Origin of the sequence: Candidatus Nitrospira neomarina (assembly GCF_032051675.1) — a bacterium.
GTDB lineage: Bacteria > Nitrospirota > Nitrospiria > Nitrospirales > UBA8639 > Nitrospira_E > Nitrospira_E neomarina.
Genome location: NZ_CP116968.1, coordinates 1,464,765 through 1,491,422, shown reverse-complemented (window position 1 = coordinate 1,491,422; position 26,658 = coordinate 1,464,765). Strand labels below are relative to the sequence as shown.

Annotated in this window: 27 protein-coding genes and 3 tRNA genes; 22 read left to right on the top strand and 8 right to left on the bottom strand. The window is 50.2% G+C overall.

The genetic code is table 11. From position 1 onward, the window contains the following. Positions 1 to 24: 24 nt before the first annotated feature. The 3 genes from tyrS (at position 25) to PQG83_RS06615 (ending at position 2,276) form a co-directional block, all read left to right on the top strand. On the top strand, positions 25 to 1,248 hold the full coding sequence (gene tyrS, locus PQG83_RS06625) for a tyrosine--tRNA ligase (protein WP_312748017.1): 1,224 nt from the start codon (positions 25 to 27) through the stop codon (positions 1,246 to 1,248). A 123-nt stretch (positions 1,249 to 1,371) separates the two neighbouring features. Further along, a tRNA-Gly gene (locus PQG83_RS06620) sits at positions 1,372 to 1,446 on the top strand. Between the two features lie 497 nt (positions 1,447 to 1,943). Next, complete coding sequence (locus PQG83_RS06615) at positions 1,944 to 2,276, top strand: STAS domain-containing protein (protein WP_312748015.1); 333 nt, start codon at positions 1,944 to 1,946, stop codon at positions 2,274 to 2,276. Between the two features lie 135 nt (positions 2,277 to 2,411). Here the strand turns inward: PQG83_RS06615 and htpX are convergent, their stop codons facing one another. Next, positions 2,412 to 3,296, bottom strand: a complete 885-nt coding sequence (gene htpX / locus PQG83_RS06610; RefSeq protein WP_312748013.1) for a protease HtpX — start codon at positions 3,294 to 3,296, stop codon at positions 2,412 to 2,414. 205 nt (positions 3,297 to 3,501) lie between these two features. On the opposite strand from htpX, the gene PQG83_RS06605 reads away from it, so the two are divergent. Beyond that, positions 3,502 to 3,957, top strand: a complete 456-nt coding sequence (locus PQG83_RS06605; RefSeq protein WP_312748011.1) for a cupredoxin domain-containing protein — start codon at positions 3,502 to 3,504, stop codon at positions 3,955 to 3,957. Between the two features lie 3 nt (positions 3,958 to 3,960). Continuing rightward, on the top strand, positions 3,961 to 5,004 hold the full coding sequence (locus tag PQG83_RS06600; protein WP_312748009.1) for a phytoene/squalene synthase family protein: 1,044 nt from the start codon (positions 3,961 to 3,963) through the stop codon (positions 5,002 to 5,004). Between the two features lies 1 nt (position 5,005). Here the strand turns inward: PQG83_RS06600 and PQG83_RS06595 are convergent, their stop codons facing one another. The 3 genes from PQG83_RS06595 to PQG83_RS06585 all read right to left on the bottom strand — a co-directional run bounded on the left by PQG83_RS06595 (position 5,006) and on the right by PQG83_RS06585 (position 6,134). Continuing rightward, on the bottom strand, positions 5,006 to 5,233 hold the full coding sequence (locus tag PQG83_RS06595) for a hypothetical protein (RefSeq protein ID WP_312748008.1): 228 nt from the start codon (positions 5,231 to 5,233) through the stop codon (positions 5,006 to 5,008). Positions 5,234 to 5,280: 47 nt separating this feature from the next. Next, on the bottom strand, positions 5,281 to 5,715 hold the full coding sequence (locus PQG83_RS06590) for a hypothetical protein (RefSeq protein WP_312748006.1): 435 nt from the start codon (positions 5,713 to 5,715) through the stop codon (positions 5,281 to 5,283). 74 nt (positions 5,716 to 5,789) lie between these two features. Continuing rightward, complete coding sequence (locus PQG83_RS06585; protein WP_312748004.1) at positions 5,790 to 6,134, bottom strand: (2Fe-2S) ferredoxin domain-containing protein; 345 nt, start codon at positions 6,132 to 6,134, stop codon at positions 5,790 to 5,792. A gap of 202 nt (positions 6,135 to 6,336) precedes the next feature. Here PQG83_RS06585 and ald point away from each other — a divergent pair, with 202 nt between their 5' ends. From ald to PQG83_RS06565, 4 genes are all read left to right on the top strand, one after another. Beyond that, positions 6,337 to 7,443 carry an alanine dehydrogenase gene (ald, locus tag PQG83_RS06580; RefSeq protein WP_312748003.1) on the top strand — a complete coding sequence of 369 codons (1,107 nt, stop codon included), beginning with the start codon at positions 6,337 to 6,339 and terminating at the stop codon, positions 7,441 to 7,443. Between the two features lie 19 nt (positions 7,444 to 7,462). Continuing rightward, a tRNA-Pro gene (locus PQG83_RS06575) sits at positions 7,463 to 7,539 on the top strand. 215 nt (positions 7,540 to 7,754) lie between these two features. Continuing rightward, positions 7,755 to 8,378 carry a rhodanese-like domain-containing protein gene (locus PQG83_RS06570; protein WP_312748002.1) on the top strand — a complete coding sequence of 208 codons (624 nt, stop codon included), beginning with the start codon at positions 7,755 to 7,757 and terminating at the stop codon, positions 8,376 to 8,378. Between the two features lie 32 nt (positions 8,379 to 8,410). Further along, positions 8,411 to 8,818 (top strand): hypothetical protein, encoded by a 408-nt coding sequence (locus PQG83_RS06565; RefSeq protein ID WP_312748000.1) that lies wholly within the window; start codon positions 8,411 to 8,413, stop codon positions 8,816 to 8,818. Positions 8,819 to 8,894: 76 nt separating this feature from the next. Here PQG83_RS06565 and PQG83_RS06560 read toward each other — a convergent pair whose 3' ends face one another. Beyond that, positions 8,895 to 9,524, bottom strand: a complete 630-nt coding sequence (locus tag PQG83_RS06560; protein WP_312747999.1) for a hypothetical protein — start codon at positions 9,522 to 9,524, stop codon at positions 8,895 to 8,897. Then, positions 9,521 to 10,441 (bottom strand): nucleoside triphosphate pyrophosphohydrolase, encoded by a 921-nt coding sequence (gene mazG, locus PQG83_RS06555; protein ID WP_312747997.1) that lies wholly within the window; start codon positions 10,439 to 10,441, stop codon positions 9,521 to 9,523. The genes PQG83_RS06560 and mazG overlap by 4 nt, the downstream gene beginning before the upstream one ends. A 127-nt stretch (positions 10,442 to 10,568) precedes the next feature. Here mazG and PQG83_RS06550 point away from each other — a divergent pair, with 127 nt between their 5' ends. The 7 genes from PQG83_RS06550 to PQG83_RS06520 all read left to right on the top strand — a co-directional run bounded on the left by PQG83_RS06550 (position 10,569) and on the right by PQG83_RS06520 (position 18,258). Next, entirely contained in the window at positions 10,569 to 10,970 is a 402-nt protein-coding gene (locus PQG83_RS06550) for a DUF1844 domain-containing protein (protein WP_312747995.1), read from the top strand. A 177-nt stretch (positions 10,971 to 11,147) separates the two neighbouring features. Continuing rightward, positions 11,148 to 13,466, top strand: coding sequence for a sensor histidine kinase (locus tag PQG83_RS06545; RefSeq protein ID WP_312747993.1), 2,319 nt, complete (start codon positions 11,148 to 11,150; stop codon positions 13,464 to 13,466). A gap of 102 nt (positions 13,467 to 13,568) precedes the next feature. Next, a complete protein-coding gene (locus tag PQG83_RS06540; protein ID WP_312747991.1) occupies positions 13,569 to 14,942 on the top strand; it encodes a sigma-54-dependent transcriptional regulator in 1,374 nt (457 codons plus the stop codon). Next, a complete protein-coding gene (gene rlmD, locus PQG83_RS06535; RefSeq protein WP_312747989.1) occupies positions 14,917 to 16,332 on the top strand; it encodes a 23S rRNA (uracil(1939)-C(5))-methyltransferase RlmD in 1,416 nt (471 codons plus the stop codon). Before PQG83_RS06540 ends, rlmD begins: the two co-directional genes overlap by 26 nt. Positions 16,333 to 16,342: 10 nt before the next feature. Beyond that, a complete protein-coding gene (gene purM, locus PQG83_RS06530) occupies positions 16,343 to 17,380 on the top strand; it encodes a phosphoribosylformylglycinamidine cyclo-ligase (RefSeq protein WP_312747987.1) in 1,038 nt (345 codons plus the stop codon). Positions 17,381 to 17,392: 12 nt separating this feature from the next. Next, positions 17,393 to 18,013 carry a phosphoribosylglycinamide formyltransferase gene (purN, locus tag PQG83_RS06525; RefSeq protein ID WP_312747986.1) on the top strand — a complete coding sequence of 207 codons (621 nt, stop codon included), beginning with the start codon at positions 17,393 to 17,395 and terminating at the stop codon, positions 18,011 to 18,013. Between the two features lie 169 nt (positions 18,014 to 18,182). Next, positions 18,183 to 18,258 (top strand) — tRNA-Ala (locus PQG83_RS06520). Between the two features lie 154 nt (positions 18,259 to 18,412). Here the strand turns inward: PQG83_RS06520 and PQG83_RS06515 are convergent. Continuing rightward, on the bottom strand, positions 18,413 to 18,676 hold the full coding sequence (locus PQG83_RS06515) for a hypothetical protein (RefSeq protein ID WP_312747984.1): 264 nt from the start codon (positions 18,674 to 18,676) through the stop codon (positions 18,413 to 18,415). A gap of 844 nt (positions 18,677 to 19,520) precedes the next feature. Here PQG83_RS06515 and PQG83_RS06510 point away from each other — a divergent pair. The 4 genes from PQG83_RS06510 (at position 19,521) to PQG83_RS06495 (ending at position 22,574) form a co-directional block, all read left to right on the top strand. Beyond that, a complete protein-coding gene (locus PQG83_RS06510) occupies positions 19,521 to 21,176 on the top strand; it encodes an alpha-amylase family protein (protein ID WP_312747983.1) in 1,656 nt (551 codons plus the stop codon). Positions 21,177 to 21,356: 180 nt separating this feature from the next. Further along, complete coding sequence (locus PQG83_RS06505; RefSeq protein ID WP_312747982.1) at positions 21,357 to 21,866, top strand: RrF2 family transcriptional regulator; 510 nt, start codon at positions 21,357 to 21,359, stop codon at positions 21,864 to 21,866. A 50-nt stretch (positions 21,867 to 21,916) separates the two neighbouring features. After that, positions 21,917 to 22,138, top strand: coding sequence for a DUF2061 domain-containing protein (locus tag PQG83_RS06500; protein ID WP_312641722.1), 222 nt, complete (start codon positions 21,917 to 21,919; stop codon positions 22,136 to 22,138). Between the two features lie 13 nt (positions 22,139 to 22,151). Next, the gene (locus PQG83_RS06495) at positions 22,152 to 22,574 is read left to right on the top strand and encodes a DUF423 domain-containing protein (RefSeq protein ID WP_312747980.1); all 423 of its coding nucleotides are present in this window, start codon (positions 22,152 to 22,154) and stop codon (positions 22,572 to 22,574) included. 7 nt (positions 22,575 to 22,581) lie between these two features. Here the strand turns inward: PQG83_RS06495 and PQG83_RS06490 are convergent, their stop codons facing one another. Next, positions 22,582 to 23,511: a mechanosensitive ion channel family protein gene (locus PQG83_RS06490; protein WP_312747978.1), complete on the bottom strand. Its 930-nt coding sequence runs from the start codon at positions 23,509 to 23,511 to the stop codon at positions 22,582 to 22,584. Positions 23,512 to 24,049: 538 nt separating this feature from the next. Here PQG83_RS06490 and PQG83_RS06485 point away from each other — a divergent pair. Further along, entirely contained in the window at positions 24,050 to 25,273 is a 1,224-nt protein-coding gene (locus tag PQG83_RS06485; protein WP_312747976.1) for a porin, read from the top strand. Between the two features lie 26 nt (positions 25,274 to 25,299). Continuing rightward, positions 25,300 to 26,613: an ammonium transporter gene (locus tag PQG83_RS06480; protein ID WP_312747974.1), complete on the top strand. Its 1,314-nt coding sequence runs from the start codon at positions 25,300 to 25,302 to the stop codon at positions 26,611 to 26,613. The last annotated feature ends 45 nt before the right edge of the window (positions 26,614 to 26,658 follow it).

Genomic DNA, 26,658 nt, shown 5'->3' with positions numbered 1-26,658 from the left:
CTTTCACAGAGCGTGGCTTACAAGATGACACCTTCAGAAATCAACCGGCAGCTGGACCTTATTCTTCGGGGAACCGTGGAGGTTATTCAGCTCGACGAATTAAAAGCCAAATTAGCGGAGTCCTTAAAAGAACAGCGTCCTCTCAAGATTAAAGCCGGGTTTGATCCTACGGCGCCGGACCTGCATTTGGGTCATACCGTGTTAATCCAAAAACTCAAGCACTTTCAGGAGTTGGGGCATCAAGTTATTTTTCTCATTGGGGATTTTACCGGCATGATTGGCGATCCGACCGGGGTATCGGAAACCCGGGTGGCGCTGACGAAAGAGCAGGTGCTGGCCAATGCCAAAACCTATGAACAACAGATTTTCAAAACCCTGGACCCACAGAAAACCCGTATCGAATTCAATAGTCATTGGATGAGTGGCATGCGGGTGGAAAAGATGGTGGAGTTGTGTTCACATTATAGCGTGGCGCGCATGTTGGAGCGGGACGATTTCTCAAAACGATATCGGGAGCAAAAGCATATCAGCGTGCATGAATTTCTTTATCCTTTGGTGCAGGGGTACGACTCCGTGGTGTTGGAGGCCGATGTGGAGTTGGGTGGAACCGATCAGAAATTTAACCTCCTTGTCGGGCGTGACTTGCAGCGGGATTACGGCCAAAAACCGCAGGTGGTGCTCACCATGCCGTTGTTAGAAGGCACGGATGGGGTCCGGAAAATGAGTAAGAGCTTTGGGAATTATATCGCCTTGGAAGATCGTCCGGCAGACATGTTCGGGAAGCTGATGTCTATTAGCGATGTCCTGATGCTGCGCTATTACGAACTGCTGACGGTCCGCAATTTGGATGAGGTCAAGCATCAACATCCGATGGAAGCCAAAATGGCTTTGGCCGAGCAGATTGTTCGACAATATCACGGAAGGGATGCCGTGGAAGAGGCCAAGGCTGATTTTCAACAGCGATTTCAAAAGCGGGATTTTCCCGATGAACCGGATGCTCGCGTGAAACTGACTCCCACGGATTTTCCCCACTCGCAAGATTATTCCATGCCGGTCGTTGACCTCCTGATGCGGACGGGCTTAGTGCCCAGTAAATCTGAGGCCAGACGGCTCGTTTCCCAGGGCGGGGTCCAGGTGGACGGAGAAAAGCTTGCGGACCCCAACGGGATGATGACCTTCGAGCCTGGCCGATCCTATCCGATGAAAATTGGCAAGCGAAAATTTGCGATCATTGAATTCAGGGAATAGATTCATCCGGATACATTCGGGAGTGACCGACTTCGACGGCAGAGCCAATTCAGCCGCTCGCCAATTTTTTGTATCTTGACTAAGACTCAGCCCACACCTAGAATGCGAATCCTGATCTCGTGAGCGGGCGTAGCTCAGTGGTAGAGTCCTTGCTTCCCAAGCAAGTTGTCGGGGGTTCAAATCCCCTCGCCCGCTCCAATTCAATCCACCACTTCCCTTATCTTCTTCGGGCATAGAGTTCTGAATGTTTCCGGCTTTTGTCTCGGGAAGGAATTCAGAAAAATGTTGAGATTGGGATTCGGCCCAGAATCAGCCCAGGCTGTCATGGGAAATTAATTTCTGCGCTCGAGACAGTTCATCCTGCTTTCCACTCCCATTGTGATATCCAATGCTTTCAAGGCCATCTGTCTGGGCCATGTTGCCAATCACCCTACGATAGACTTTTTGATTTCATGCCCTCGACCATTTCTACGCGCTCAATCACTTGTTCTCACAATAGAACTGCCTGATCAGGGCAATCCCGCGGTCATCGCAGGTGGGCCTGGCGAAGGACTCGGTCCAAAAAGACGACGCTAGTTCAAATAGGGAATTGTAGGGGTATGGCTCAAAGGGTTCACTCAATCCTGTATGGATAGGTGGCGCTACGAGAGTGGGTGCCTCAACACCGATCATTCAGGCTTGAGGAGGATTTCCTAATGCAATGGGGACTTCGGGTTTTACCGGATGCCATAGTTATTCGAATATTGGGTTTGCCGGATCATTCTCTCGGGGAGATGTTTGAAAAGGCGGGAGCGCGAGCGATAGGTCTGGACTATCGAAAAGTACTCGTTGATTTTTCTGAGGTGGAATCCATGGGCCCGATGGGGCTGATTTTGTGTGGGTATGGGCTCTATCATCTTCAGCAATTACGTATTCCTGTCGCACTGGTTCAACCTCCCGCCTCGCTCCTTCCTGTTCTTTGCCGGCATGGAATGAAGGAGTTCCCAGTAGTCCGTTCCCATGAATACGATGTCAGAACGCTGAATTAACTCGCATTTTCTCCGGCCGTGGACAAACAAATCGCTCCTTTTGTTTTGAAACAATTCGGATTGGCGGAAAGACGATAAAAAAAAAGGGACCTGGCCATGCCAAGTCCCTTTTTTGAATTACGCCTATTTTACGAGTCAGAGTTGCCGTAACGCAGTCACCCTCGCTTCAATTGGCGGGTGAGTCGCAAATATCTGCATGAAACTGTGCGATTTCCCCGATATTTTCATCGTAGCCAGTGCATCTTGGGTGCTATATTCAAACTGGGTGCGTTGCACCCAACGATCAATGCCCTCCAGAGCAGAGATCATATGTTCTTTGCCTACGGTGTTGGCTGCGAACCGGTCGGCTGCAAATTCCCGACGGCGGGACCACCAGCTAATGGGAATCATCGCCAGGACGGAGAGAACAATTTGCAACACGATATAGACTCCAAATCCTAATGCTTCATTACGTTCCGCTACCTGCCGGTAAATAAACCGGCTAATAAAGTAGACAAAAGTATTCATCAGGCCTGCCAACACGGTTGTGGTGAACATATCGCCGTTGTAGACATGGCCCATTTCATGAGCCAGGACGGCTCGCACTTCACCTTCATTAAGGTTGTTGAGCAGGCCGGTTGATACGGCCACCATCGAGTTGTTTCTTGTGGGTCCGGTGGCAAACGCATTGGGGTCTGGCGATTCATAAATCCATACTTCCGGCATGGAAATGCTTAACTTTTCAGATATTTTTTGGACTGTGTCAAACACGATTCTTTCCGCCTGGTTTCGCGGTTCTGTGATTTGCGTGCAGTCTATAAAGGCCCTGGCCATTTGTTTGGAAAAGGCCAAACTGATAAATGCACCACCAAATCCGATGACAAATGCCCATAACAGATCCATTTGAGCGATTGATCCACGGAGATCGATCCCGAAGGCCGGGAGAATCATCTCAGACAACACGGTGAACGAGATTGAGAGGGTGATAAAGATGAGGATATTGGCAATTAGTAATAAACCAATTCCTTTAAGTTTTTTCATAGACAATCTCCCTTAATTGTTTCACATCCGCTTGTGGAAACACGCTAATATGTTCGACTTCATGAATGATTAAATGATCCCCTTACCAGTGTCCTAAAAAGCGATTTTAGATTTCAACATGTTGGAAGATAACACCTTTTTCTTGAGAGTCAAGAGAGGGAAAGGCGTGACCCTTGTCTGGAAAACCGTTATGATATCTTGACTGATGAGGAGATCATTTATTCTAGACATTTTTTCTGTAAATTATTATACACGATTGATATTGAGTCTCGTCGTGGTGATGGGCTATGGGAGTTTTTCCGACCGTCTATACGCCCAACCGTCTGAGTCTTCCTTGCCTCCAGTGGAGGAACCTTTCGGACAACAGGTCATGATCAGTATGGAAAGTTATGCCTATACGCCATCGGAAATGGTGGTGAAAGCGGGTAAACCCCTGACCCTGACTCTGAGTAATCAGTCTTTTCTGGTTCCTCATAATTTTTTGCTGGATGACCCCAGCGGCACTCGTCTGGTGGACCTGGATATTTCCAGCGGCGATACGAAAGCTGTCACCCTTACGTTGACCGAGCCCGGCATCTATCCTTTTTATTGCGATAAACAGCTTCTGTTCTTTCCCACGCATCGTGAGCAAGGGATGGAAGGCCGTCTCATCGTTCGCTAGATTATGCGCCTTTCTTCCCCGGATCAACACCTCCTCAGTGAAGTGCTCAAGCGGGTTTCCCGCTCCTTTTATTTAACCCTGGCTATTCTGCCTCGCGCGGTTCGTGCACAAATTGGTCTGGCCTATTTGTTGGCCAGAGCTGCGGATACGATCGCCGATACGGGAGAAGTAGAGGATGGGGTCCGCCTGGAATGTTTGCGTCTGTTAAAAGGGCAGCTATGGGGAAGTACCACCGATTTGGCACAGATCAAACAAATCCAGACGCAAGTCCTCACGAAACAAAATAATCCTGATGAGCGTCGCTTGTTGGAAGAATTGGAGGGGTGTTTCCAAATTTACCAAAAATTTACTCCGACCGACCGGTCTCAGATTGCGCAGGTTCTGTCTGTGCTGATTGGAGGAATGGAGTTTGACCTCCATCAGTTTCCCCAAAAATCGGAAAGGCAGGCGGTACGCGCCTTACAGGCGATTCATGATTTTGAATATTACACCTATGCGGTTGCGGGATGCGTGGGAGAGTTTTGGACGAAGATGGTATGCAGCCACCTTCCGGGATTTCGAGGGTGGGATCAGGCCTGTATGATTCCTCTTGCCATTCGCTATGGGAAGGGGTTGCAAATGGTCAATATTTTAAGGGATTTGCCACGGGATTTGAGGAATGGGCGGTGTTATATCCCGACAGTATTGCTGGATCAGGTATCTCTTACTCCCCAGCAACTGCTCGATGAGAACTCTGCACCCGCATTTCGCCCCCTCTTCAGAAAATTAATACAGGAGGCGCGAGATCATTTAGATCAAGGATGGCGCTATACAATGGCCATACCCCGCATGGAGATTCGCCTGCGGTTGGCTTGCATGTGGCCGATTTTGATCGGGATTCGTACCTTACAACAGTTGTCGGTGTCTCCGCTTGTGCTGAGTCCGCATTCACCCATCAAAATTGCACGGAGCGATGTCTATCAAATCGTGGCATCAACCGGACTCACCGGTGGCTGTGGTACCGTGGGTACGGCCTATTGGGGATATTGGAGGAAGCGGATTATTTAATTTACTCTTGCTTCGCTACGAGAAGTTTTTCGCCTTTGCGGAAGACTCCGTAAATAGCCTGAGATGGGCAGGCATCCAGACAGAGACGGCACGATTCCATGCACCGTGACGAATCGAATTTGTAGGGAGGAGTCGAAAGCCAGGCTCCTGTCGGACAAATTGGAATGCAGATCGCATTATGGGTGCAACGGTCCGGATGTCGGACCAAGTGGTCTCTTCTCACCATCATAGGGCTCACTCCTTCAAAAAGGGCTCCGGAAAACATTTCAAGCATATTCATTGTGAATGATGATTCTCCCTGTCCCATTGTTTGACTAAATCCTGAATGCGCGATTTGAGTTCAGGAATTCGATCAAGGTTGTTATCAATGGCATTCAGAATATTTTCTAACCTGGCCATGCGTCCTAATTCCTGATCCAGGCGTGTCAGATGATCGTATTCCGTAAATGCGCTGGCATGAATGGATTCAAGATGTGGACGAGCGGCCACGAGTCCGGCTGTCACCATTTGCGGTTCGTCATGAACGGGTGGAGTAACCACAAAGCGGCCCTCTGATAGGAGGAGGACGGTATGGGGAGCATGCCCGGGAATCGGGAGGACTTGTTCAATGGAGGCTCCTAGCCCCTGTTCCCAGGAGGAGAGCCAGCCGGGAAAGGACTTTAAAAAGGCCACTTTTCGTAAGTTGGCTTTCCATTTTTCTTCATTGCCCATAAGATGAAGGCCATGCGCCAGGTTGTGGCGACAGGTTTAGGGGACCAGTGGTCCGTATGTGAAAGGACAAGGCATTAGGAGTTGACTGTGGGTAACGAACCATTTTTCCCTGGCATCAAGAGCCGTTCCACAATTTCCCCTTTACCGATATGTCGCTCCATGATTTCGGTGACATCAGCTTCCTGGCCAACCCAATACCAAACGCCTTCGGGATAGATGACGACACTTGGTCCGTACTCACATTGGTCCAGACAGCCGGCTTTGTTTGCGCGGACAATTCCTTTTAACCCTAACCGCTCGACTTCTTTTTTAAAAAAAGCATGTAATCCGATAGATCCTAAGGCTGAGCAACATCCTCGTGGATCTCCCTTGGGCCGTTCATTGATGCACACAAAAATATGATGCGTGAATTTACTCATACTCGTTAAATTCCCATGAAAATACCCGAAAAAGCAAAGGGAAAATAAAGAGCCGATCTTACCTGAGTTTTCAGGAACCTGTCCAGGTCACGGGAACAGGTCGGCTGGAAAGTCCTCGTATTTATTGGATAAAACGTAGATAGTTGGTGAATAGGATGTGGGCCGACATCAGGGCCACAGAGAGGTGAAAGGGGTTAAGAATATGGTGATTGGGATCCCAAAAGAAATTAAGGATCATGAATTTCGTGTGGCACTGACTCCTCATGGAGTGAAGGAATTGTGTGGTCGCGGGCATCGGGTCGTCATTCAACAGGGAGCCGGAGAAGGGAGTGGGTTCAGTGATGACCTCTATCGGCAAGCCGGTGCAGTTCTGGCCCAAACGATGGAAGCGACGTATGGAGAGGCTCAACTCATTGTGAAGGTCAAGGAGCCGCAATCTGAAGAGTGGATTTTTCTAAGGAAAGATCATGTGGTCTTTACTTACCTGCACCTGGCGGCTTCCAAAGCCTTGACAGAGGCTTTGCTGAGTGTCGGATGCGCAGCCATCGCCTACGAGACGACTGAGGATGCAAAGGGACAATTTCCTCTTTTGCGTCCCATGAGTGAAATTGCCGGACGAATGTCGGTACAAATTGGGGCACATTATTTGGAAAAGCAACGTGGAGGTTCTGGGGTCTTGTTAGGCGGGGTGCCGGGAGTTCCGCCAGGGGAGGTCGTGGTATTGGGCTCGGGTGTCGTGGGGACCTCTGCCGTGAAGATTGCGGTGGGGATGGGGGCCAACGTCACGGTGTTAAGTCTGGATCTATGGCAGTTACGCATGTTGGATGATCACTATCCCGGTCGTCTCGTCACAGTGGCTTCCACCCAGTCCATGATTCACCACTTTCTCTCGCGCGCGGATCTTGTGATTGGAGCCGTGTATCTTCCTGCGGCACGAACGCCTCGGGTGATCACGAGATCCATGATTGCTGACATGAAGCCGGGATCAGTGGTGGTCGATGTTTCAGTTGATCAGGGTGGGTGTGCGGAGACGACCCACCCGACCACGCATAGCGATCCGGTCTACGTTGTTGATGGAGTCCTGCATTATGCCGTCGCAAATATTCCTGGAATTGTGCCGTATACATCGACTTTAGCCTTGACCAACGCCACGCTACCTTTTATAGTCCAGCTGGTCGAAGAAGGGTTGGAAGGTTCCCTGCGCAATCATCCTGGCTTACGAAATGGATTGAACGTGTTCAGTAGTCGTGTGACATGCCAAGCCGTTGCCGATGCTCATGGATTACCGTATGAGCCTTTTCCTTCTTGATCAGTAGACTCGTAATGATCGGGGCGTAGCGCAGACCGGTAGCGCACCGCGTTCGGGACGCGGGGGTCGGAGGTTCAAATCCTCTCGCCCCGACCAGTTATCAATATTCCACTGAATGTTTTTCTCCTACAGTGGTTTTCTGTTTTTTACATATTCTATCAACAGCGAGAGTGTCTCACGCCAAAAATATTTGGGAGACATTCGTTCTGTAAGGCACAAATCTCTTTAGGGCGGCAAGACTACACAATGACCGATGTGTGAATCGTGAATGGAGAGGGGCCGTCTCTGAGAAAAAGAGACAAATTGGTCAGATGGATACCCTAGGAATAATTTTCGTCGGCCTCGGTTTGTGTCTCGCGAGTGTGGCGCTCTGGTCTGCTCGGCGACTCCATCAGGACCTTATACGCCTGAAACGTGAGCAATATAACCTTGAGCTAAAGTTGGGCGCACTTTCTGGAAAAATTGAATCAACCGTAGAGCCTTTACGCATCCAGACGGCACTCTTGGCTCGAGGTCAGCGCGTCTCCGATACGTTGATTAGAAATGGCCTGCTGTATCATGAAATTTCCTGCGGGGATGCAGCCAAATGGCTCGTGCCATCTTCCTCTTTATCGAATGTTTTCGTGTTGGATGTCCGCACCAAAGCCGAATTTGCCAAACAGCGAATTCCGGGAGCGACATTAATTCCTGTTGAGGATTTAGAAATACGGTACCAGGCGGAACTTCCGATTGAATCAGATAAAATCCTGGTGTATTGCGCGGGTGGAGATCGGAGTCGTCTTGCCTGCGATTTTCTGAGCCGACATAATTATCCCAATATTTATCTTCTGAAAAATGGATTACAAGGGTGGACGGGCCCTCTCGAAGGGAATTCGAGCGGAGCCCTCATTCAAATCTCGTCTAAATCCCGGGCGTCTTCACCTTCTGTAGAATAGATCCACGTATTCATCGTGTAAGGAATGGAATTATGCAGTCAGATTTAATTGTCTTGAATGTGATGGGTCCTTATCGGGAACCACGCGAGCCGGCCTTTTCCTATGATTATTCCGTTCAGCGACCTGATTGGGCAACCGCACAGGGAGTCAGAGTGAAGGTCTCGATTGAACTGGAGCTGGACTATTTGAAAAACTCGATTCTGGGGATCGTGGGCGGATCAGTTGGGCAACAGCTTCGGATTAATCAAATCCTTTCGCGAGCCATTGCAGATAAAAAACTTGAGATTGCCGACGCGGATGGATTGCTGGCTGATCGTCTGGATGTGATGATTGGGGCTTTTACAGGCGACTCCATTTCTCTGTTTGCTGAATTGGATCAGTGGATGAAGGCTGAACAGGCTGTTTTGCGGAAATCTATCCACGATCAGACGGGACTCTGAGCGCCCCAGAAATTTTGGGGAGGGCATCTCAGTGGGAGGTATGAGACCCTTCTCCCCTTCGCACATCTCAAATGTATTAGAAGACGCGTTGATACCGTTTGGAATACACCCCCGTCTCGTCCTCACCAAATCCCAGGGATGCATGCTCCGGCGAGTTTTTATTGTACAGGTCAATCGCATAGTGGCCGCGGACATTTTCCATAGCCACTTCGTATGGAATGGAGCTGGGATAAAATTCCCCAGGAGCATGAGCTCCCCGGCCTAAGGCCTTGGCTGATTCGGTCACGCCGTATTGGGCTTCTGAAAAAATATAGATGTCGGCAATGGCGAATTCCCCGAGTTTGTCTCCCGGTGTGGTGGGTGGCAAAAGGGTGTCCAGCGTATTATCCAGTCGGGCTTTTTGGAAATATTGCAACAGCGCGACCACCTGACTATCTGTGGTGGCCGGAGGAACCAGAAGGGTGATGGCTTTCATATCCGCGACGGTTCCGGTCGCCTCATATGTCGGAATGAGGTCAGTCGATACGATGTTGTGGAGACCCACGGGGGTCTTGGGCGTGGTTCCCGGTCCCTGGTTAGGCAAATTTTTGGATTTAGGAATGATGAGTGTGATGAACAGCCATAAACCAAAAATGACGCCAAACACCACGATAAGTGGGTGGATGCCTACCCGTCGACCCTCTGTCGGTTCTTCTTCCTGGCTCACGTTGTGGCTCCTTCGATGCTTTTGGAATTTTGTGGTGGTTGCCGCTCCAGATGTTTGGCCGCATCCCACCATTTATCGAGTTGCGGAAGCGTATAGTCGCGAAGATCTTTCCCTTCCAACGCAGCTTGTGATTCAACGAAATGAAACCTGGAGATAAATTTATTGGTGGCACGGCGTAACGCCTCTTCAGGATTGACTCGAAGGAACCGTGAGACATTGACTAAGGCAAAGAACACATCCCCCAACTCTTCTTCAATGGTGCTTTGAACCGGCGGGTTTTCTGGTCGAGGAGTCCCTTCCGAAGACGACGGAATACTTTCCGCAGCGGCAGCATATAATTCATTCAATTCTTCTTTGAATTTTTCCAAGGCCGGCTCAATGGTCTCCCAATCAAATCCTGCGCGCGAGGCCCGTTTTTGGACTTGAAAGGCACGCTGGAGAGCTGGAGCGATTTTGGGAATCCCCTGTAACAGTGACTGAGGTCCCGGTTGCGTGGCTTGTTCTTGTTGTTTGAGTCGATCCCATTGCCGGCTCACATCTTGGGCTGTTGTGACAGGTGAAGCATCGGTGGTCTGTTGAAAAACATGGGGGTGGCGTCGAATCAGTTTATCGGCTAACCCGTTGGCCACGTCATTGAATGAAAATTGATTCTGTTCTGAGGCAATTTGTGTATGAAACATAATCTGTAGCAAGAGATCCCCCAATTCTTCCTTGAGGGCGGAAGGCTGACCGGCATCTATGGCTTCCAGCACCTCATATGTTTCCTCAAGAAGATGAGGTTTGAGGGACTGACTCGTTTGTTCACGGTCCCAAGGGCAGCCGTCGGGTCCACGCAATTTGGACATGATCGCCAGTAAATCCGACAAACATGTTGTCGGAGAAGCGGAGGAGGAATATTCTGGAGATGGTTGATTCATGAGACTGTCAAAAATTTTGAGTTGGGTGCGAGGGCATTATACCCGTTTTCTCCCTCAGTGTAAGTCCTGGATTCTTGATAGAGACCATCGGTTAGTGCTACTGTTTTCCCACTACAGGAGGTGTCCGATGAGCGAAGAAGAGCAAGGGTTTGTGATTCGGGATAAACGAGGGCGATCGGAGCCAGAAGCCTCTACTCCACCACCGCCAGAGCCCTCTATGGCGCAACCCCATTCTTCGGCGGAATCATCTCATGCGCCTCATCCTCCCTTGTCATTTTCCTCGTTTGTATTTTCCCTCGGAACCTCATCTCTCATGCTGATGGGAGAGTCTTTGGATCCTCAACAGCCCGCACCGCCCATGAATCTTCCCCAGGCCAAGGAAATTGTTGATATCTTATCTTTGCTGGAAGAGAAGACCAAAGGAAATCTTACGTCTGAGGAAGCGTCCGTCTTAGGAGATATGCTCTATACCCTGCGGATGAAATATGTCAGCGTCACGTCAGGGAAGGGCAGTACGGTTTCTCCCTGATACCTGGCGAATCCTCTTCCTTCCCGCAAGCTTCCAGGCAAGGGCTTCTCATTTCGCCCATAGGCAGACAGACGAATCGATAGTGGGGATATGGTCGCGCCTTGCGCTGTTCCTGTTCTTGATCAATAATGATCATAGTTGACTGGCCCTTGGATGATATTCTCCCACTGACACGCCGTGAACCTTCTCTCAGAATCGCCCACTGAATCCCGGAAATTTCCTCGAACGGGGTTGCCGTCCACGTCGAGCGAGCCGGGTGTTCCCTCCCACAGTTCCGCCTCGAAGCAGAAACGGCATCATTATAGGCCTGTCTGGATTGTCTTGGTTTTGTTGTTGCCCTGCCTGGCCCTTACCCTCTATTACGCCCGGTATGGCTTATCAGGCCCCCTGCAACCGGATTCGATACTTCCAAGCCCCAGCTATGCCCTGGTGCTTTTTCTGGTGTACCTGGATAGCGTCGGATTGGTGGCGCTCACCCTTCTGCTGTCTCGAAATTTGATTCGGGCCTTTTTCGAAAAGCGTCATAAGCTGTTGGGGAAGGGGTTCCGGTCAAAGTTGGTCGCCGCCTTTATCGGCTTTGCCCTGATTCCCACGGTGCTGCTTGCCTTGGTGGCCAGCGGAGTCATCAGTGAAGTCATTGACGTGTGGTTTAATGATCAGATTATGCAGGTCTTACGGGACTCGGAAGAAGTCGCTCATCTCTATCAAGAGGAACGCGAATCATTAACAGCGGATACGGCGCGCGCCATAAGCAAGGAAATTTTTCGAGAAGATATATTAAACCCGGAACATCGGGAATTATTGAAAGCCATTATGGCCCGCATGCAACAGGAATATCATTTAGCGGGCGTGGAGGTCTTTTCGCCAAAAATGGAAACCTTGGCCCGCATGATGGATCCCAAGTTGTCTGATGCGGTGTTGAGCCTTCCTGTAGGACAATTGGTGCTCCATGTCCTGGATACGGGTCAGCCCATGTCTTCGGCCCAGGAAGCTCCGGTGGGGAAACTAATCCGGGCAGCGGCGCCGATCCGGGGAAATGGTCAAACTGACCGCGTGTTTGGCGTTGTGGTGGTGTCGTCCTATGTGCCGGAAGTCTTGGTGATGAAAATGGATGGGATTGCCAAACAATTTGAGGAATACCGGCAGATCATTTCCATGAAAAATCCGATCAAGGGTGGAGCCTATTTGTTTGTGGCCGTGGTAACGGTGCTGATTTTATTTGGCGCCACGTGGTTCGGGTTTTATGTGGCCCGAGGGATTACGGTCCCCATCCAACGACTGGCTGAAGGAACCGAAGCGGTCGCCAAAGGGAATTTAGATGTGAATATTGACGTCAAGGCCACGGATGAAATCGGAACCTTGGTCCAGTCGTTCAATCGCATGACCGCCGATCTGCGCACCAGTAAATCCAGCTTGGAAGAAGTGAATATGTCGCTCGTACGATCCAATGTGGAAATCGATCAACGTCGGGCCTACACCGAAGCGGTGGTGGAAACCATTGCCGCCGGCGTGCTATCGATCGATATGGCCGGTCTGATTTCCACATTTAACCCCTCCGCTGAACGGATTATCGGAGTGAAGGGTGACGACTTGCGTGGACGACCGGTTCATGACGCGTTCAAGTCCTTCAACCTGCAATTGTTTCAGAAAGCCTATGACCAGATGCTCCAGGAACAGACGGAAAGTGTGTCCATGGATGGCCAGATGGAAACACCCAATGGCCGGCTCTTGACCGTAGGCCTCAATATTTCCAGAATGCAGAACGATGCCGGGTTGGACCTGGGTTTTGTGTTTGTGTTTGAAGATCGGACGGAATTCATTAAGGCGCAAAAAACGGCGGCCTGGCAGGAAGTGGCGCAACGCATTGCTCATGAAATAAAGAATCCCTTAACCCCGATTCAATTGTCGGCCCAACGGTTGCGAAAAAAATACGCAGAAAAGTCTACAGGATTTGATGAAATATTCGATCAGGCTACCGGCGTCATTATTAGCGAAGTCACCCGGTTAAAAGGGATGGTCGATGAGTTTTCGAAATATGCCAGAATGCCGCTTCCCCAGATGCGGAAAGCATCCCTGCATGACATTATCGAGAAAGTGATCTACCTCTATACGGGGGCGCATCGTGACATTGAATTTATTGTCGAATTTGATGAAGACCTTCCGGCATTGAATTGTGATCCGGAGCAGATGCACCGGGTGTTGGTTAATTTGTTTGATAACGCGATCCAGGCCATGAACGATCATGGCCGTCTCTGGGTGACGACGGAGTGCGATTGGCGGCGGCATCGGGCCGTGGTCAGGGTGGCGGATGAAGGGATGGGTATTCAGCCGGATGATCACAAAATGTTGTTCGTGCCGTATTTTTCAAAAAAGCGAACGGGAACAGGCTTGGGATTAGCCATTGTGCATCGTATAATCTCCGATCACAATGGGACCATTCATGCAGAGAATCATCATCCAAAAGGTGCGTTATTTACATTCGAATTGCCGTTGTAGGGGAGGGGAGCGTCAGTGGCTGGACTGTCTTTTCTCCGGAAGGGTTGTCTCGCGTGACACACGTGAGGGACCATTCATTCCATACCTGATGGAGGGAGTATTGTGGCCGAGACCATTTGCCTGATTGATGACGAACCAGCCATTCTTAATACCTTAAGTAGCATTCTTGAGGATGAAGGCTATCAAGTGCTGGTGGCCAAGAGCGGCCTTGAGGCACTCAAACTTGTCCGAAGTGAGGTGCCGGATTTAGTCATTTTGGATATCTGGATGCCGGAGATGGATGGGCTGGAGACATTGAAACGATTGCGCACCCAGTTTCCCAACATCCTGGTCGTGATGATGTCGGGGCATGGATCCATTGAAACCGCCGTCAAATCCACAAAATTGGGCGCCTATGATTATCTGGAAAAGCCCCTAGACCTGGAAAAGGTCACCATATTAGTGCGCAATGCGTTGCATCAACGCAAGCTGGAAGAGGAAAACCTGAATCTTAGAATTCAGGTGGAGCGACGATTTGAATTGGTGGGCTCTTCTCCTCCTATGGAGCGGCTTCGCGAACTGATCGCGATGGCGGCTCCAGCCAATAGTCGTGTGTTAATTGCCGGGGCAAATGGGACAGGAAAAGAACTGGTCGCCCGCGCGATACATTTGCAGAGTCCCCGGCATAATCGTTCCTTTGTGGAAATCAATTGTGCGGCGATTCCGGAAACGTTGATCGAGAGTGAGTTATTTGGGCATGAAAAAGGGGCCTTCAGTGGCGCCAGCTCTATGAAACGTGGCAAGTTCGAGCTGGCGGACGGAGGAACCCTGTTTTTGGATGAAATCGGGGACATGAGTCTGGCCACGCAAGCCAAAGTGTTGCGTGCCCTTCAAGAACAACAATTTACCCGGGTTGGGGGAACAAAACTCATCAATGTCCAGGTCCGGGTCATTGCCGCATCCAATAAAGATTTGGGGGAGGAGATTGGGAAAGGGACGTTCCGTGAAGATCTGTATTACCGGTTAAATGTGTTGCCGATTGTGGTTCCGACACTCAAGGAGCGTCGAGACGATATCCCTGAACTCGCGCAGCATTTTTTGCGACTGCATTCTGAAGAACAGGGCATGAAACCTAAAGAGTTTAGTCCGCAAGGCATGGAGGCCTTGCAGCGGCATGATTGGCCGGGCAATATTCGTGAACTCCGGAATTTGATTGAACGCTTATTAATCATGGTGCCGAAGACCATCATTGAGGCGGCAGATGTTGAGATGTTCCTTCAGGGTCGGGCGCCAAGCGGGGTGCCCTCCCTTGCCGTGGGCACCAACTATGATTCGCTCCGGGAAGCCCGGAATGCCTTTGAGCGGGAAGTCATATCTCTTAAACTCAGGGAAAATAATTGGAATGTTTCCAAAACCGCTGATGAATTGAAAATCGAGCGTAGTCATTTACACAGAAAGATTAAGTTACTTCATGTTGAACTCCGGCCCGAACATTAAGCCTCGCAGGACTCCTTCACCCTCTTCTACTGAAACGTTATCTCCCGGCTCTTCACATCCCCTCCACCTTGAAAAATTGGTGGCTGGCGGATTCGGTCTCGGACGAGTGAATGGTCAGGTGGTGTTGTGTGGCGGCGGCATTCCCGGGGAAGCTCTTCAGGTGGAGATTCTCAGTCGGCGCAAAGGCGTGAGTCATGGGAAAATCCTCCAGGTCCAGGATCCGGCTGACAGCCGGGTCGTTCCCCTCTGCCCGGTTGTCGGGCGATGTGGAGGATGCCAGCTTCAGCATATCCAATACGAAGCCCAACTTTCTCAAAAACGATTGATTCTGGAAGATACCCTTCGTCGGATTGGAAAAATTTCCGATGTGCTGATTTCTCCGGTGATCCCGTCTCCAAGGCCCTATGGCTATCGGCAAGTTCTTCGAATGGGAATCGGAGAGGGGCCCGACGGGTTATTTTTGGGTTTTTTCGAATCAGGAACTCAACAACTGCTACCGGTTGACACATGTTTTTTGGTGGACGACAGGTTGCGGTCGGTGATTGACTCTGTCCGTTCCAGCCTTCGCTCCTTGGTCATCGAGGGGATGAATTTGGAGAGTGTGGAAATCCGATGGTCCCAACTGGAGGAGGGCGGTCTGTTGGTATTCCGCGGTCGGGCTTTGACTAAAGAACACGTCGAACGTTTGATGCATGCCTGTTCTGAGATCGCCAACATCAAGGGGTTGATTTATGAGCGCGCTGAAGCACCAGAACATGATTCGAGGCGCCGTGTGCGGCATGAGCCGATTGTGCGAGGAGCGGATCATGTATGGGAAGCCTTTGGAGGGTTGCGCTTGAAAATGGGGTTTCGGTCATTCATGCAGGCCAACTGGGACGTCTTTCAATTGTTGGGGAAGATGGTTGAGGAATGGCTTGGAAATGTGAGAGGGCAACGGATTTTGGAGTTGTATGCCGGAACCGGCCCCCTGGGTCTCAGCCTCGCGAGCCATGGTGCTCAGGTAACCTGTGTGGAAGGGAATCCGTTTGCCATCCACGATGCCCGTGAGTCGTTACGCATGAATGTGATTACAGGGTGCCGTGTGCGGATCAGTTCAGTCGAATCCTATCTCATGACTGTCAAATCCGGCGCCTACGATGTTATCCTTCTGGATCCTCCACGTGCGGGGCTCAATCCACAAATTATAGGCCGCTTGGGAATCTTACAAGTCCCGAAACTGTTCTATCTGTCTTGTGACGCCCCGTCATTGGCCCGGGATATCAAAGCGTTATGTGAAAAAGGCTATACCGTTCAGCGCATGCAACCATTTGATATGTTTCCTCAGACGGCACATCTTGAAACATTGGTCGAATTGACGCTTTCAGCATTTGAACCAAACGACGGAGATTAAGGATACCCTCATGGCCACCTATCGAGAAGCGGGAGTTGATATTCAACGAGGCGATGATTTTGTCAAACGAATCGGCCCCATGGTTCGGTCTACCTTCCGTCCTGAAGTCATGGGAGACATCGGAGGGTTCGGTGGCCTCTTTCGGTTTCCTTCCGACCGCTATCGTGAGCCGATTCTGGTGTCCGGGACGGATGGCGTGGGGACCAAGGTCAAGATGGCCACCTTAATGAATCGACATGATTCGATCGGGATTGATTTGGTCGCAATGTGCGTCAACGATATTATTGTCAGCGGGGCGGAGCCGCTCTTTTTTCTGGATTATCTCGCGACGGGTCATCTTGAAGTCGAAGTCGGAGAAGCGATTATTCAGGGAATTGCCGAGGGATGTCGGCAAGCCGGATGTGCCTTGATCGGTGGAGAAACCGCAGAAATGCCTTCATGTTACCCGCAGGGCGAATACGACCTGGCCGGTTTTGCGGTAGGGGTGGTGGAACGGTCGGAGATGTTGGGCCCCGAAAAAATTAAACACGGAGATGTGCTCATTGGAGTCGGGTCGAGTGGACTTCATAGTAATGGATACTCCCTGGCGCGAAAAGTCGCTCTTGAGCTGAAAGAGTGGTCTCCTGAGACCCGGGTACCCGGCTTGCCGGGCACAGTCGGGGAGGCATTACTCATACCGACGCTTATTTATGTGAAACTGGTCAAAGCGTTGTTGTCCCAGAGCCGAGTACACGGCCTGGCACATATCACCGGTGGTGGAATTACCGGGAATGTGCCACGAGTCATTCCGGAGTCCTGCCAAGCGGTTATCGATCGAAGCACGTGGGCGCCACTCTCGTTGTTCACAGTTCTTCAAGAAGCAGGAGCCATTGATCAAGACGAAATGTTTCGCGTGTTTAATATGGGAATTGGTCTGGTCGTGGTGGGGCCCTCTGAAGAAACCAGCCGGATATTAGACATTATTCAGGAACAAGGGATGAGGGGCTGTGTCATTGGAGAGGTTCGAGATCGTCCGTCTTCTGAGCCAAAGCTTTTCTATTCGCATTAAGAGGTTGAAACTGTGTCGCTTGCCCTTGGGGTCTTAATCTCAGGCCGCGGATCAAATCTGGTGGCCATTCTGGATGCCATTGATCGTGGCTCGTTGGATGCGACTCTCAAGGTCGTAGCCAGCAACAAGCCCAATGCCGCGGGCTTAGAGCGCGCGAAGGAACGCGGGCTTCCCACGGTCTATCTGGATCCAAAACCTTTTGCCCAGGAAGCCAACCCGCGTGAAGCCTATGATCTGGCAATGGGTGCCCTTCTCCAGCAACATGGGGTGGAATATGTGGCCCTGGCGGGATATATGCGGATTGTGACCCCCGCCTTGATTCGAATGTATCCATCGAAGATCTTGAATATCCATCCATCGCTTCTACCGGCGTTTCCAGGACTCGATGCTCAACGTCAAGCCTTGGAGTGGGGCGTAAAAGTCAGCGGTTGCACAGTGCATCTGGTGACGGAAGGGGTCGATGAAGGACCTATCATTGTGCAAGACGCTGTGCCTATCCTAGAGGGGGATACGGTTGAATCCTTATCCGCCCGCATTTTGGAAAAAGAGCACGAATGCTATCCTCAGGCTCTTCAATTGATGGCACAAAAACGGGTACATCTTGAAGGACGCAAGGTCCACATTCTTTCCTAGAACGAATTGTCGGATTTCAACGATTTATAGGCGGTGAGGGGATTGCGGGCAAACAAAAAAATATGTCAGCGATGGCAACTCGACGAACAGTCAGTTATAATCCTGTGATATTTTTCAATTCATAAGGACTTCTTTTTCCAACGCTTCACATCGTACGAATCCCAAGTGTGGGGGGCTAGCTCAGTTGGGAGAGCACTACGTTCGCAACGTAGGGGTCGCGGGTTCAACTCCCGTGCCCTCCACCATTTACTTACACTTAGGGTCTTAACGCTTGAAAAAATTCAGGTCTTCACTTTTAGGCTAATTGTCGGCCCCTTCCGCAATCAAAATAGTTCCATCCGGACAATTTGCCAATAAGATAAAAACGTAGAAGAGGGAGGCCTAGGTTGTTTCCCTTTCCTATGGGCTAGTCGTCTTTTCGGTAACCCACCGATACCCTTTCCCTCGCATGCATTGTTCAATAGCCCGGCCGCTCATGTCGGGATTGGCGCCAATTTTATCGCCCAGTGTAGCCGGTTGCGGTTCTTGAACTATTCCCATCGTTTGGCATTCGCGGTAGTCTTGTTGGACGGTTTCGGGAGATGTCCCTTCTTTGGCCCAATGGCCCCCAATACATCCCACAAAAAGACAAGTAACTCCGACAATAAAATAGGCTTTGTTCATGAAGCCCTCTTTCTTGTACTGAGTTGAATTCTCAGCAGAAAGATCGTTGTGAAATTGGTCAATTCTGTGATGCCTCTCGATCGTGCCAGGAGGATATGAGGCCATGTCGTTTGAGAATTGCTAAGTGTTTTGCCAGTTCGTCTCTTAAGGATTCATCCTCATGGGCATAGGAGGAGAACACTTTCATCGGCGTTTGCTGGTCACCGTTCATGAGGAGTTCTCTCCGCTTTTACAAAATAGAATCCTGTTTTCCTTCACCAATTCCGGATAAAGGTATAACTTGTTATCAAGTTTCCAACGCGGAGTAGTTAGATTCTACTCATTTCGAATTTCTGTCAAGGCTATTGATAATTTCCCAAAATTGTAGAATGGTATGGTGAATGAGGGGAAGTGAATCCGTTTGTTAGGTGGGATCTTTAATAGTCTCCGCGCGTTTTCTTCTATGGGCCTTGCTTTCGGTCCTACTGAGATCAGACAGGTTTGCCCAGGTGAAGGCTACTGATGGTGCACTCAATAAAAAGAAATCTCGTGTGCATTCCCCATCTGAAATAACTGATGGAGAAAACTGGCTATATAGGAATGCGAATGCATCTTCAGATTTCTGGCCAGAATTTTTAAGAGCCTTCAAATTAAGTGAATGGCATTTCATGTCATTGACTTTCCGTCATCAAAAATGATTTTTTTCATTTCTTCCTCCGGCATTGTTCAACGAGGCTGGAAGTGGTTAAATCGTTAATATTTTATTCTCTGTTGGTCCAATAAAAATTCCACATCCTTGAATGTGTATCTGAAGGGTGGTGAAAGTTGAGGGAATCAGATGGGCAAGAAGGACACATCCGGTACCGTGATTGAAGATCTTTGGTATAAAAATAATGTGATCTATAGTCTCGACCTCGAAACGTTTATGGACACCGACGGGGATGGGGTAGGGGACTTTGAGGGTCTGACGAGAAGACTGGACTATTTGCATGCCTTAGGAATCGGGACGATTTGGCTCTCCCCGTTTCAACCTTCACCAAACCGTGATAATGGGTATGACATTTCTGATTACTATGGAGTCGATCCTCGTCATGGGTCGAGCGGCGACTTTGTGGAGTTCATGCACCAAACAAAAAAGCGCGGCATCAAGGTCATCATGGACCTCGTGGTGAATCATACGTCCAATCAACACCGATGGTTTCAGCAGGCTTGCAAGGATAAAAACTCCTCCTATTTCGACTGGTATGTCTGGTCGAAAAAGCGTCCGTCGGACTGGAATCAAGGCATGGTGTTCCCCGGGGTCCAAAAAGGAACGTGGACCTATGAAAAGAAGGTCCAGGAATACTACTTTCATCGTTTTTATAATTTTCAACCAGATTTGAATATGGGAAATCCAGAAGTCCGTACGGAGATCAGGCGGATTATGGGATATTGGTTGGAATTAGGCGTGGCGGGATTTCGTGTCGACGCGGTGCCGTTCATCATTGAAACACCGGCGCCCGGAAAAAAGAAACCGGTGATGCGGTACGAATACCTCAGTGAGATGCGGAACTTTCTGCAGTGGCGCTGTGGTGATGCCATCCTCTTGGGTGAGGCTAATGTCCTGCCCAAGCAAAATCAGCGATATTTCGGGAAGAATGCTGAGGGCATCCACATGATGTTCAATTTTTATGTGAACCAATATCTGTTTTATGCTATGGCGACATCGGATATTGCTCCTCTTGTTCATGCGCTGAAAGCCACGCAGGATCTTCCGCCCACCGCACAATGGGGCCAGTTTCTCCGTAATCATGACGAACTCGATCTAGGCCGGCTGACTACTGAGCAGAGAGCGAAAGTATATGCGAGATTCGGACCTGAAAAACGCATGCAACTGTACAATCGTGGTATCCGGCGACGTTTAGCGCCCATGCTGGGAGACCGACGGCAGATTGAGCTTGCTCATAGCCTGCTCTTCTCTCTGCCTGGCACGCCCGTGATCCGATACGGAGATGAGATTGGCATGGGCGATGATTTGACCTTAAAAGAACGTGCGGCTGTGCGCACCCCTATGCAATGGTCTGATGAGGCCCAGGCTGGGTTTTCCACAGCGGAACACCCGATTCTTCCTGTCATTGAATCCGGTATGTATAGTTACAAACAGATTAATGTTGAAGCGCAACGACGGGATCCCGGCTCTTTACTGAATTGGATGGCACGGATAATTCGTTTACGCAAAGAATGTCCGGAAATCGGCTGGGGCACGTGGAACATACTTCAAACAGGTTCCAAGAAAGTGCTTGGCATGCGATATGATTGGGGGGGCAATTCCCTGGTGGTGCTGCATAATTTCGATGACAAACCGCAAGAAGTCCGGATTCGACCTGGAGTGGAAGGCGGAGATCGGTTAGTCAATCTTCTGGCAGAGGAAGAAAGTCACAGTCCTCCTTCCGGCATCCATAAAATGGCACTTGAATCGTACGGGTACCGCTGGTTCAGAGTAGGAGATTTGAATTATGCTATCCACCGGAAGCGGAGCTGAGCTGCATGAATCTCGATGAGATAGAGATCCTTTTCCTAACTGTAGACTTGTGCGGATGCCATTGAGGCCAATATTTCTTCCCGCTTCCCACTTTCCATCATAAAATCGCTGAGTGTGGTCTAGAAACCTAACCCAATTTATGTTAATTGTGCATAATATTAGTTAACTTTATGTAGTATTATGCGATTTTCTAAAAAAAGCGAATACGCCTTGCGGGCCATGATGGAACTGACTCAGGAGTTCGGGAAGGGACTTGTGCAACGGAAATCCCTGGCGGAGCGGCAGAATATTCCATTGGGTTTTCTGGAAATGATTTTGTTGTCCTTAAAAAACGCAGGATTGATTGGGAGTCGTCGTGGCGCCCATGGCGGGGTGTATTTAATTAAGTCGCCCCGTGAAGTCACCTTGGGTCAGATTATTCGCCTTCTGGATGGCCCTCTCGCACCGATCGCCTGTGTGAGTCAGACGGCGTATCAAAAATGCCAGGATTGTCCTCATGCCGCTACGACGACGTGTCCGATTCAGCGCATCATGCTGGATGTGCGGAATGCCATTGCATCGGTCCTTGATCATTATACTCTTGAAGATTTTGTATTCCCCCAGCAGGGAGGGGGAGTTTCCAATATGAAAATACAACCGGTACCAGGTGCAACACAGAAGAAAAAAAAGTCGTCGGGAAAATCATCTTAGTCAATCTTTTTGCTGTTCTCATGCGGCATGGTCAACGATAAGAGGAACCTATGGAAACTCATTGGCGTAGTGTGGTGAAGGGTGTGAGTTGGCGGGCAGTTGGGACGTTGGATACCACCCTTTTGGTGTTTATTTTTTCTGGAGAACTCCTTCTTGCCGCTTCGGTGGGATTAACGGAATTGGTCACGAAAATTTTTTTATATTGGCTTCATGAGCGAGTCTGGCAAAAAATTCAATGGGGACGGATCTATCCCACAACCAGTTCACCATAAAAGGATACAAAGTATGGCACGGCAAATACTGCTGAGTGGGGCGCTGATGGCGTTCCTTGGTGTTGCGATTGGCGCATTTGGCGCACATGGACTCAAGCCGTTTCTTTCTGAACAGATGTTGGGGGTCTTTGAAACCGGTGTGCGGTATCATTTGATCCATGCCCTTGGCATGCTCAGTGCCGGCTTGAGTTTGGTCTATGTTCCCCTTCGCCAGTTCAGGTGGGCCGGTTGGGCCTTTTCCCTGGGCATCGTGTTGTTTTCAGGAAGCCTGTATGTCATGTCCCTATCGGGTGTACGTGGATTAGGGATGATCACTCCTTTTGGAGGGTTGTGTTTTCTTGTGGGGTGGGGCCTGTTGGCAAGAGGTTATTGGAAAGCCTTTCCCTCCCCAAATACACCATCCTCTCCTCCAGAGAGTAAAGAGTCGATGCCCTAATTGTCGGTTAAGGCGTTGGCCTCTCCACCTGGGACGTAGTGTTTTTGACTAAAAATGGGGGGCTGGCCTCTCCCATATAGAGCGTGCGATGGGGAAAGGGAATTTCAATTCCATTTTGGTCGAAGGCTTTTTTCAGGCGTCGCCGATATTCTCTCCCGACCATCCATTGCTTGATGGGTAGCGTTTTCAATCTGGCTTTAATGACGACTTCCGATTCGCCGAAGTCGTCTACTCCCAATATTTCAATGGGTTCGAGAATGTTTGGTCCTATCTCCGGGTCGGCTTGTAAATCCCGGCCTACCTCCTTCATGACGGAAGATACCCGATCGGTATCTTCTTTATAGGCTACACCGATATTCATGACATAGTATGACCAGTCTTTGCTCATGTTGGCGAGGGTCGTGACGGTGCCATTCGGAAAAATATGAACCGTTCCTGACAGGTCGCGTAGGGTAATGGTCCGGAAACTGATGGCTTCGACTAAGCCACCGGTTCCATTCACCACGGCCACATCTCCAACCCGTACCTGATTTTCTAAGATCATAAAAAATCCATTGATGATATCCCGGACCAGATTTTGTGCGCCAAAGCCGACAGCCAGTCCCACGATGCCCGCACTGGCGATAATGGGTGTAATATCCAACCCTATCTGATCCAATCCCATCACCACGGCGACGACCCAGACCAACGTGAGGCCAATGGTCATAAGCAAGCCGATGAGCGTTTTCACCCGTTTTTCAGCGGCTAACAGATTCTTCTCATCGTTTTCCCTCACAGTGAGTAAAATGCGTTCAAGTTTGTGGAGGCCGAAACGAACGGCGCGGATTCCGATGTATGCGACAACTCCGATAAGAAGAAGCCGTAAGGTGGCTTCCATCATGACCAGCGACTTGGCTGTGAGAAAAGGAGTAAGCTTTTCAAAAGCAAACGAATCCATTTATGACCTCCTTAAAGAGAAAGAAAATAGCCGGTTCCTTGAAGGCTTGGATCAACCCAGGCCAATGAAGGAGCTGAGCCAGAGTAGAAGGCCTATTCTTTCAAGGGAATGGAGTATTGGCAAGCACGGAAAGGAGAGGTTGGCATGTTTCTCATATCCCGGCTGAAGTAGGTGAGAAAGAAATCAGCTGAAGAATTTTTGCGAGGCGCCGTTTTTTCATCAACCTAGGGCTTATTTTGATGTCTCTCCCTTGACACATGGTAACTTGGGTGGTAAAAAATCCCCAATAGGTCGCCAAGGACAACGAAGTCCCATGGGCGACCTCCCATACAATAGAACGCGGACAATGAAGTCCTCAGCCAAGGAAATTGGTTGGGGATTTTTTTTTGCCTTTTTGACCTCATGCCCGTTCGTTGTTCCTGGGGAAACCTAATAGAGTCTCGTCAATGAAGCGTGGCTGATCATTATCGGGGAAGGTGGCGTCGGAAAATTCTGGTCGTGGGATGGCGAGTGCGACCTCAAAAACACGGAGGGCTACATGATTGGAGACCTAATACCTGGAATCACCTTTCACCATTCACAGAAGGCCCATAGCCGTGGAGGGTTATTGGGCCTTGGTTTTGCGCTGCTTGTGGTGGCCGGCGGCACGAGCGTGAGTGAGGCGGCGGTGTTAACCAAGGAGGATTTCAAACTCTATGGGTATGTGGCGGCTTCCTACACACAAAATTTCAATTATCCAAAAAATTCTGGGGCCAATGCGAATCAATTGCGCATCTTTGACGGGGATGCCAATTCTTTCAGACCCAATATGGCGCAATTGGTCTTTGAAAAGGAAGGCACCAACGCCAGCAATGTCGTCGAACGTGCCGGCTTTCGAATAAAATTAGATTTTGGGGAAGACGCTCAATTTATCGGTGGGCGAACTGGTGATGACGTTGATTTCCAGGAACTGTATGTCCAGTATGTCGCCCCGATCGGAAATGGGCTCGATATTCGGCTCGGCCGCATGAATACCTTGGTGGGGTATGAAGTCATTGAGAGTCCCTTTAATCTTAATTATTCCCGATCGTGGCTGTTTGGATTGGGACAGCCATTTACCACCACCGGGATTCGGCTGTTCTATCCTTTCACCGAAAAGCTGTCGGTGGCTGCGGGCGTGATCAGTTCATTTACCGGCTTGACGGAAGACAATAATACGGCGAAATCTGTGGAAGGGTTAGTGTCCTATCGCCCCACGGAAGCGCTTGGATTGAATGTGTATGGCATTGTTGGAAAGGAAAGTTCTAATACGCGATCGGGTTCTGGCACACGGGTTCTTATCGGTGGGTATGCGACCTTCCAGGCTACTGATCAATTGGGTTTTGTGGTGGAAGCGTATTATGCCAATCAGGAAAATGGGAGTGCCATCAGCTCGGGTCGCAATGCTCGTTGGGATGGTGTCGCGGGATACGTCATTTATGATTTCAATGAACAATGGGGTCTCCGTTTTCGTGGAGAAATTTGGGAGGACGCCGGAGGCGATCTGAGTTGTTTGGGGACGGCCGGATCCGGTGGAAATGCGAATGTCTGTGCTGTGTCAGCTCCGATCGCACAAACCCTTTGGGAGAACACGGTGACCCTTCAATATAAGCCGACTCCGTCGCTGATCACCCGATTGGAATTTCGCTATGACAAATCAAATCAAAATGTCTTTCTAGATGGAAGAAATACTCTGACTAATAACCAACAGACACTGGCGGTTGAAGCCATTTTCCTCTTTTAAAGAAGAGGTCCAAGGAGCAAAAGACGATGAAGGTCTATATTCACAAAGCCAGGAGAACCATATTTTCGGCAGTCCTGTCTGTTTTGGTCTTGAACGGGTTGGGCTCATCCGTGTGGGCTCAAGATGGAGGCACGTCAGATCTCAGTGCCGGCGACACGGCTTGGGTGTTGATGTCCTCGGCCCTGGTGTTGGCCATGATCATACCCGGATTGGCGTTGTTTTATGGCGGGATGGTCCGGAGTAAAAACGTGTTAAGCACAATGATGCATAGTTTTATTGCCGTCTGTCTCGTCAGTGTGGTGTGGGTGTTTTGGGGGTATAGCCTCGCGTTTGCGCCGGATGTGGGAGGCGTCATTGGCGGACTCGACTGGTTGGGATTGATAGGGGTGGGACCAGAACCGCTTGAAGGTTCCACGATTCCTCATTTGGCCTTCATGGTGTTTCAGCTCATGTTTGCGGCGATTACCGTGGCGCTCATCAGTGGAGCCATTGCGGAGCGAATGAAATTTAGTGCCTTTGCTTTGTTTGCCGTGTTGTGGGTCACCTTCATTTATGCGCCTCTGGCTCATTGGGTTTGGGGAGGTGGGTGGCTCGCAGAATTGGGTGATTTGGATTTTGCCGGTGGGACGGTGGTCCACATCAGTTCGGGGGTGGCTGCGTTAGCCTGCGCGCTTGTCTTGGGAAAACGCCACGGATATGGTACCGAAAATATGAGCCCCCATAACCTGCCGTTTACGGTCATCGGGGCCAGTTTGTTGTGGGTCGGGTGGTTTGGATTTAACGCAGGAAGTGCCCTCGCGGCCAATGGAATTGCGGCGAGTGCCTTTGTGGCCACTCATGTGGCGACGGCTGCCGGAGCGTTAGCCTGGGTTGGCGTGGAGGGACTCTATCGAGGAAGAGCGACTGTGTTGGGCGCGGCCAGCGGTGCCGTTGCAGGTCTGGTGTCTATCACACCAGCCGCCGGATATGTGGGGCCCATCGGGGCGCTTGTGATTGGGTTTGGAGGAGGCGTGGTGTGTTATCTCGGAGTATTTTTAAAACATAGACTGGGCTATGATGATGCCTTGGACGTGCTTGGCATCCATGGGATCGGAGGAACCTGGGGGGCCGTGGCCACCGGCTTATTTGCGAGCATGGGTGGAGGCACCGGGCTCTTTTTCGGAAACCCCTCCCAGGTCATCATCCAAGTCATTGGAGTGGGCGCAACATGGGCGTTCTCATTTGTCGGCACCTATCTCATCCTCAAACTGGTTGAGGGCACGATCGGGTTACGTGTCACTCGAGAAGATGAGGTGCTCGGCTGTGATCTGACCCAACACCGGGAACGGGCCTATGGGTAATTCATACACAAGAGATGTGTTGGTTTCGAGAGCAAGAGCGGTCGG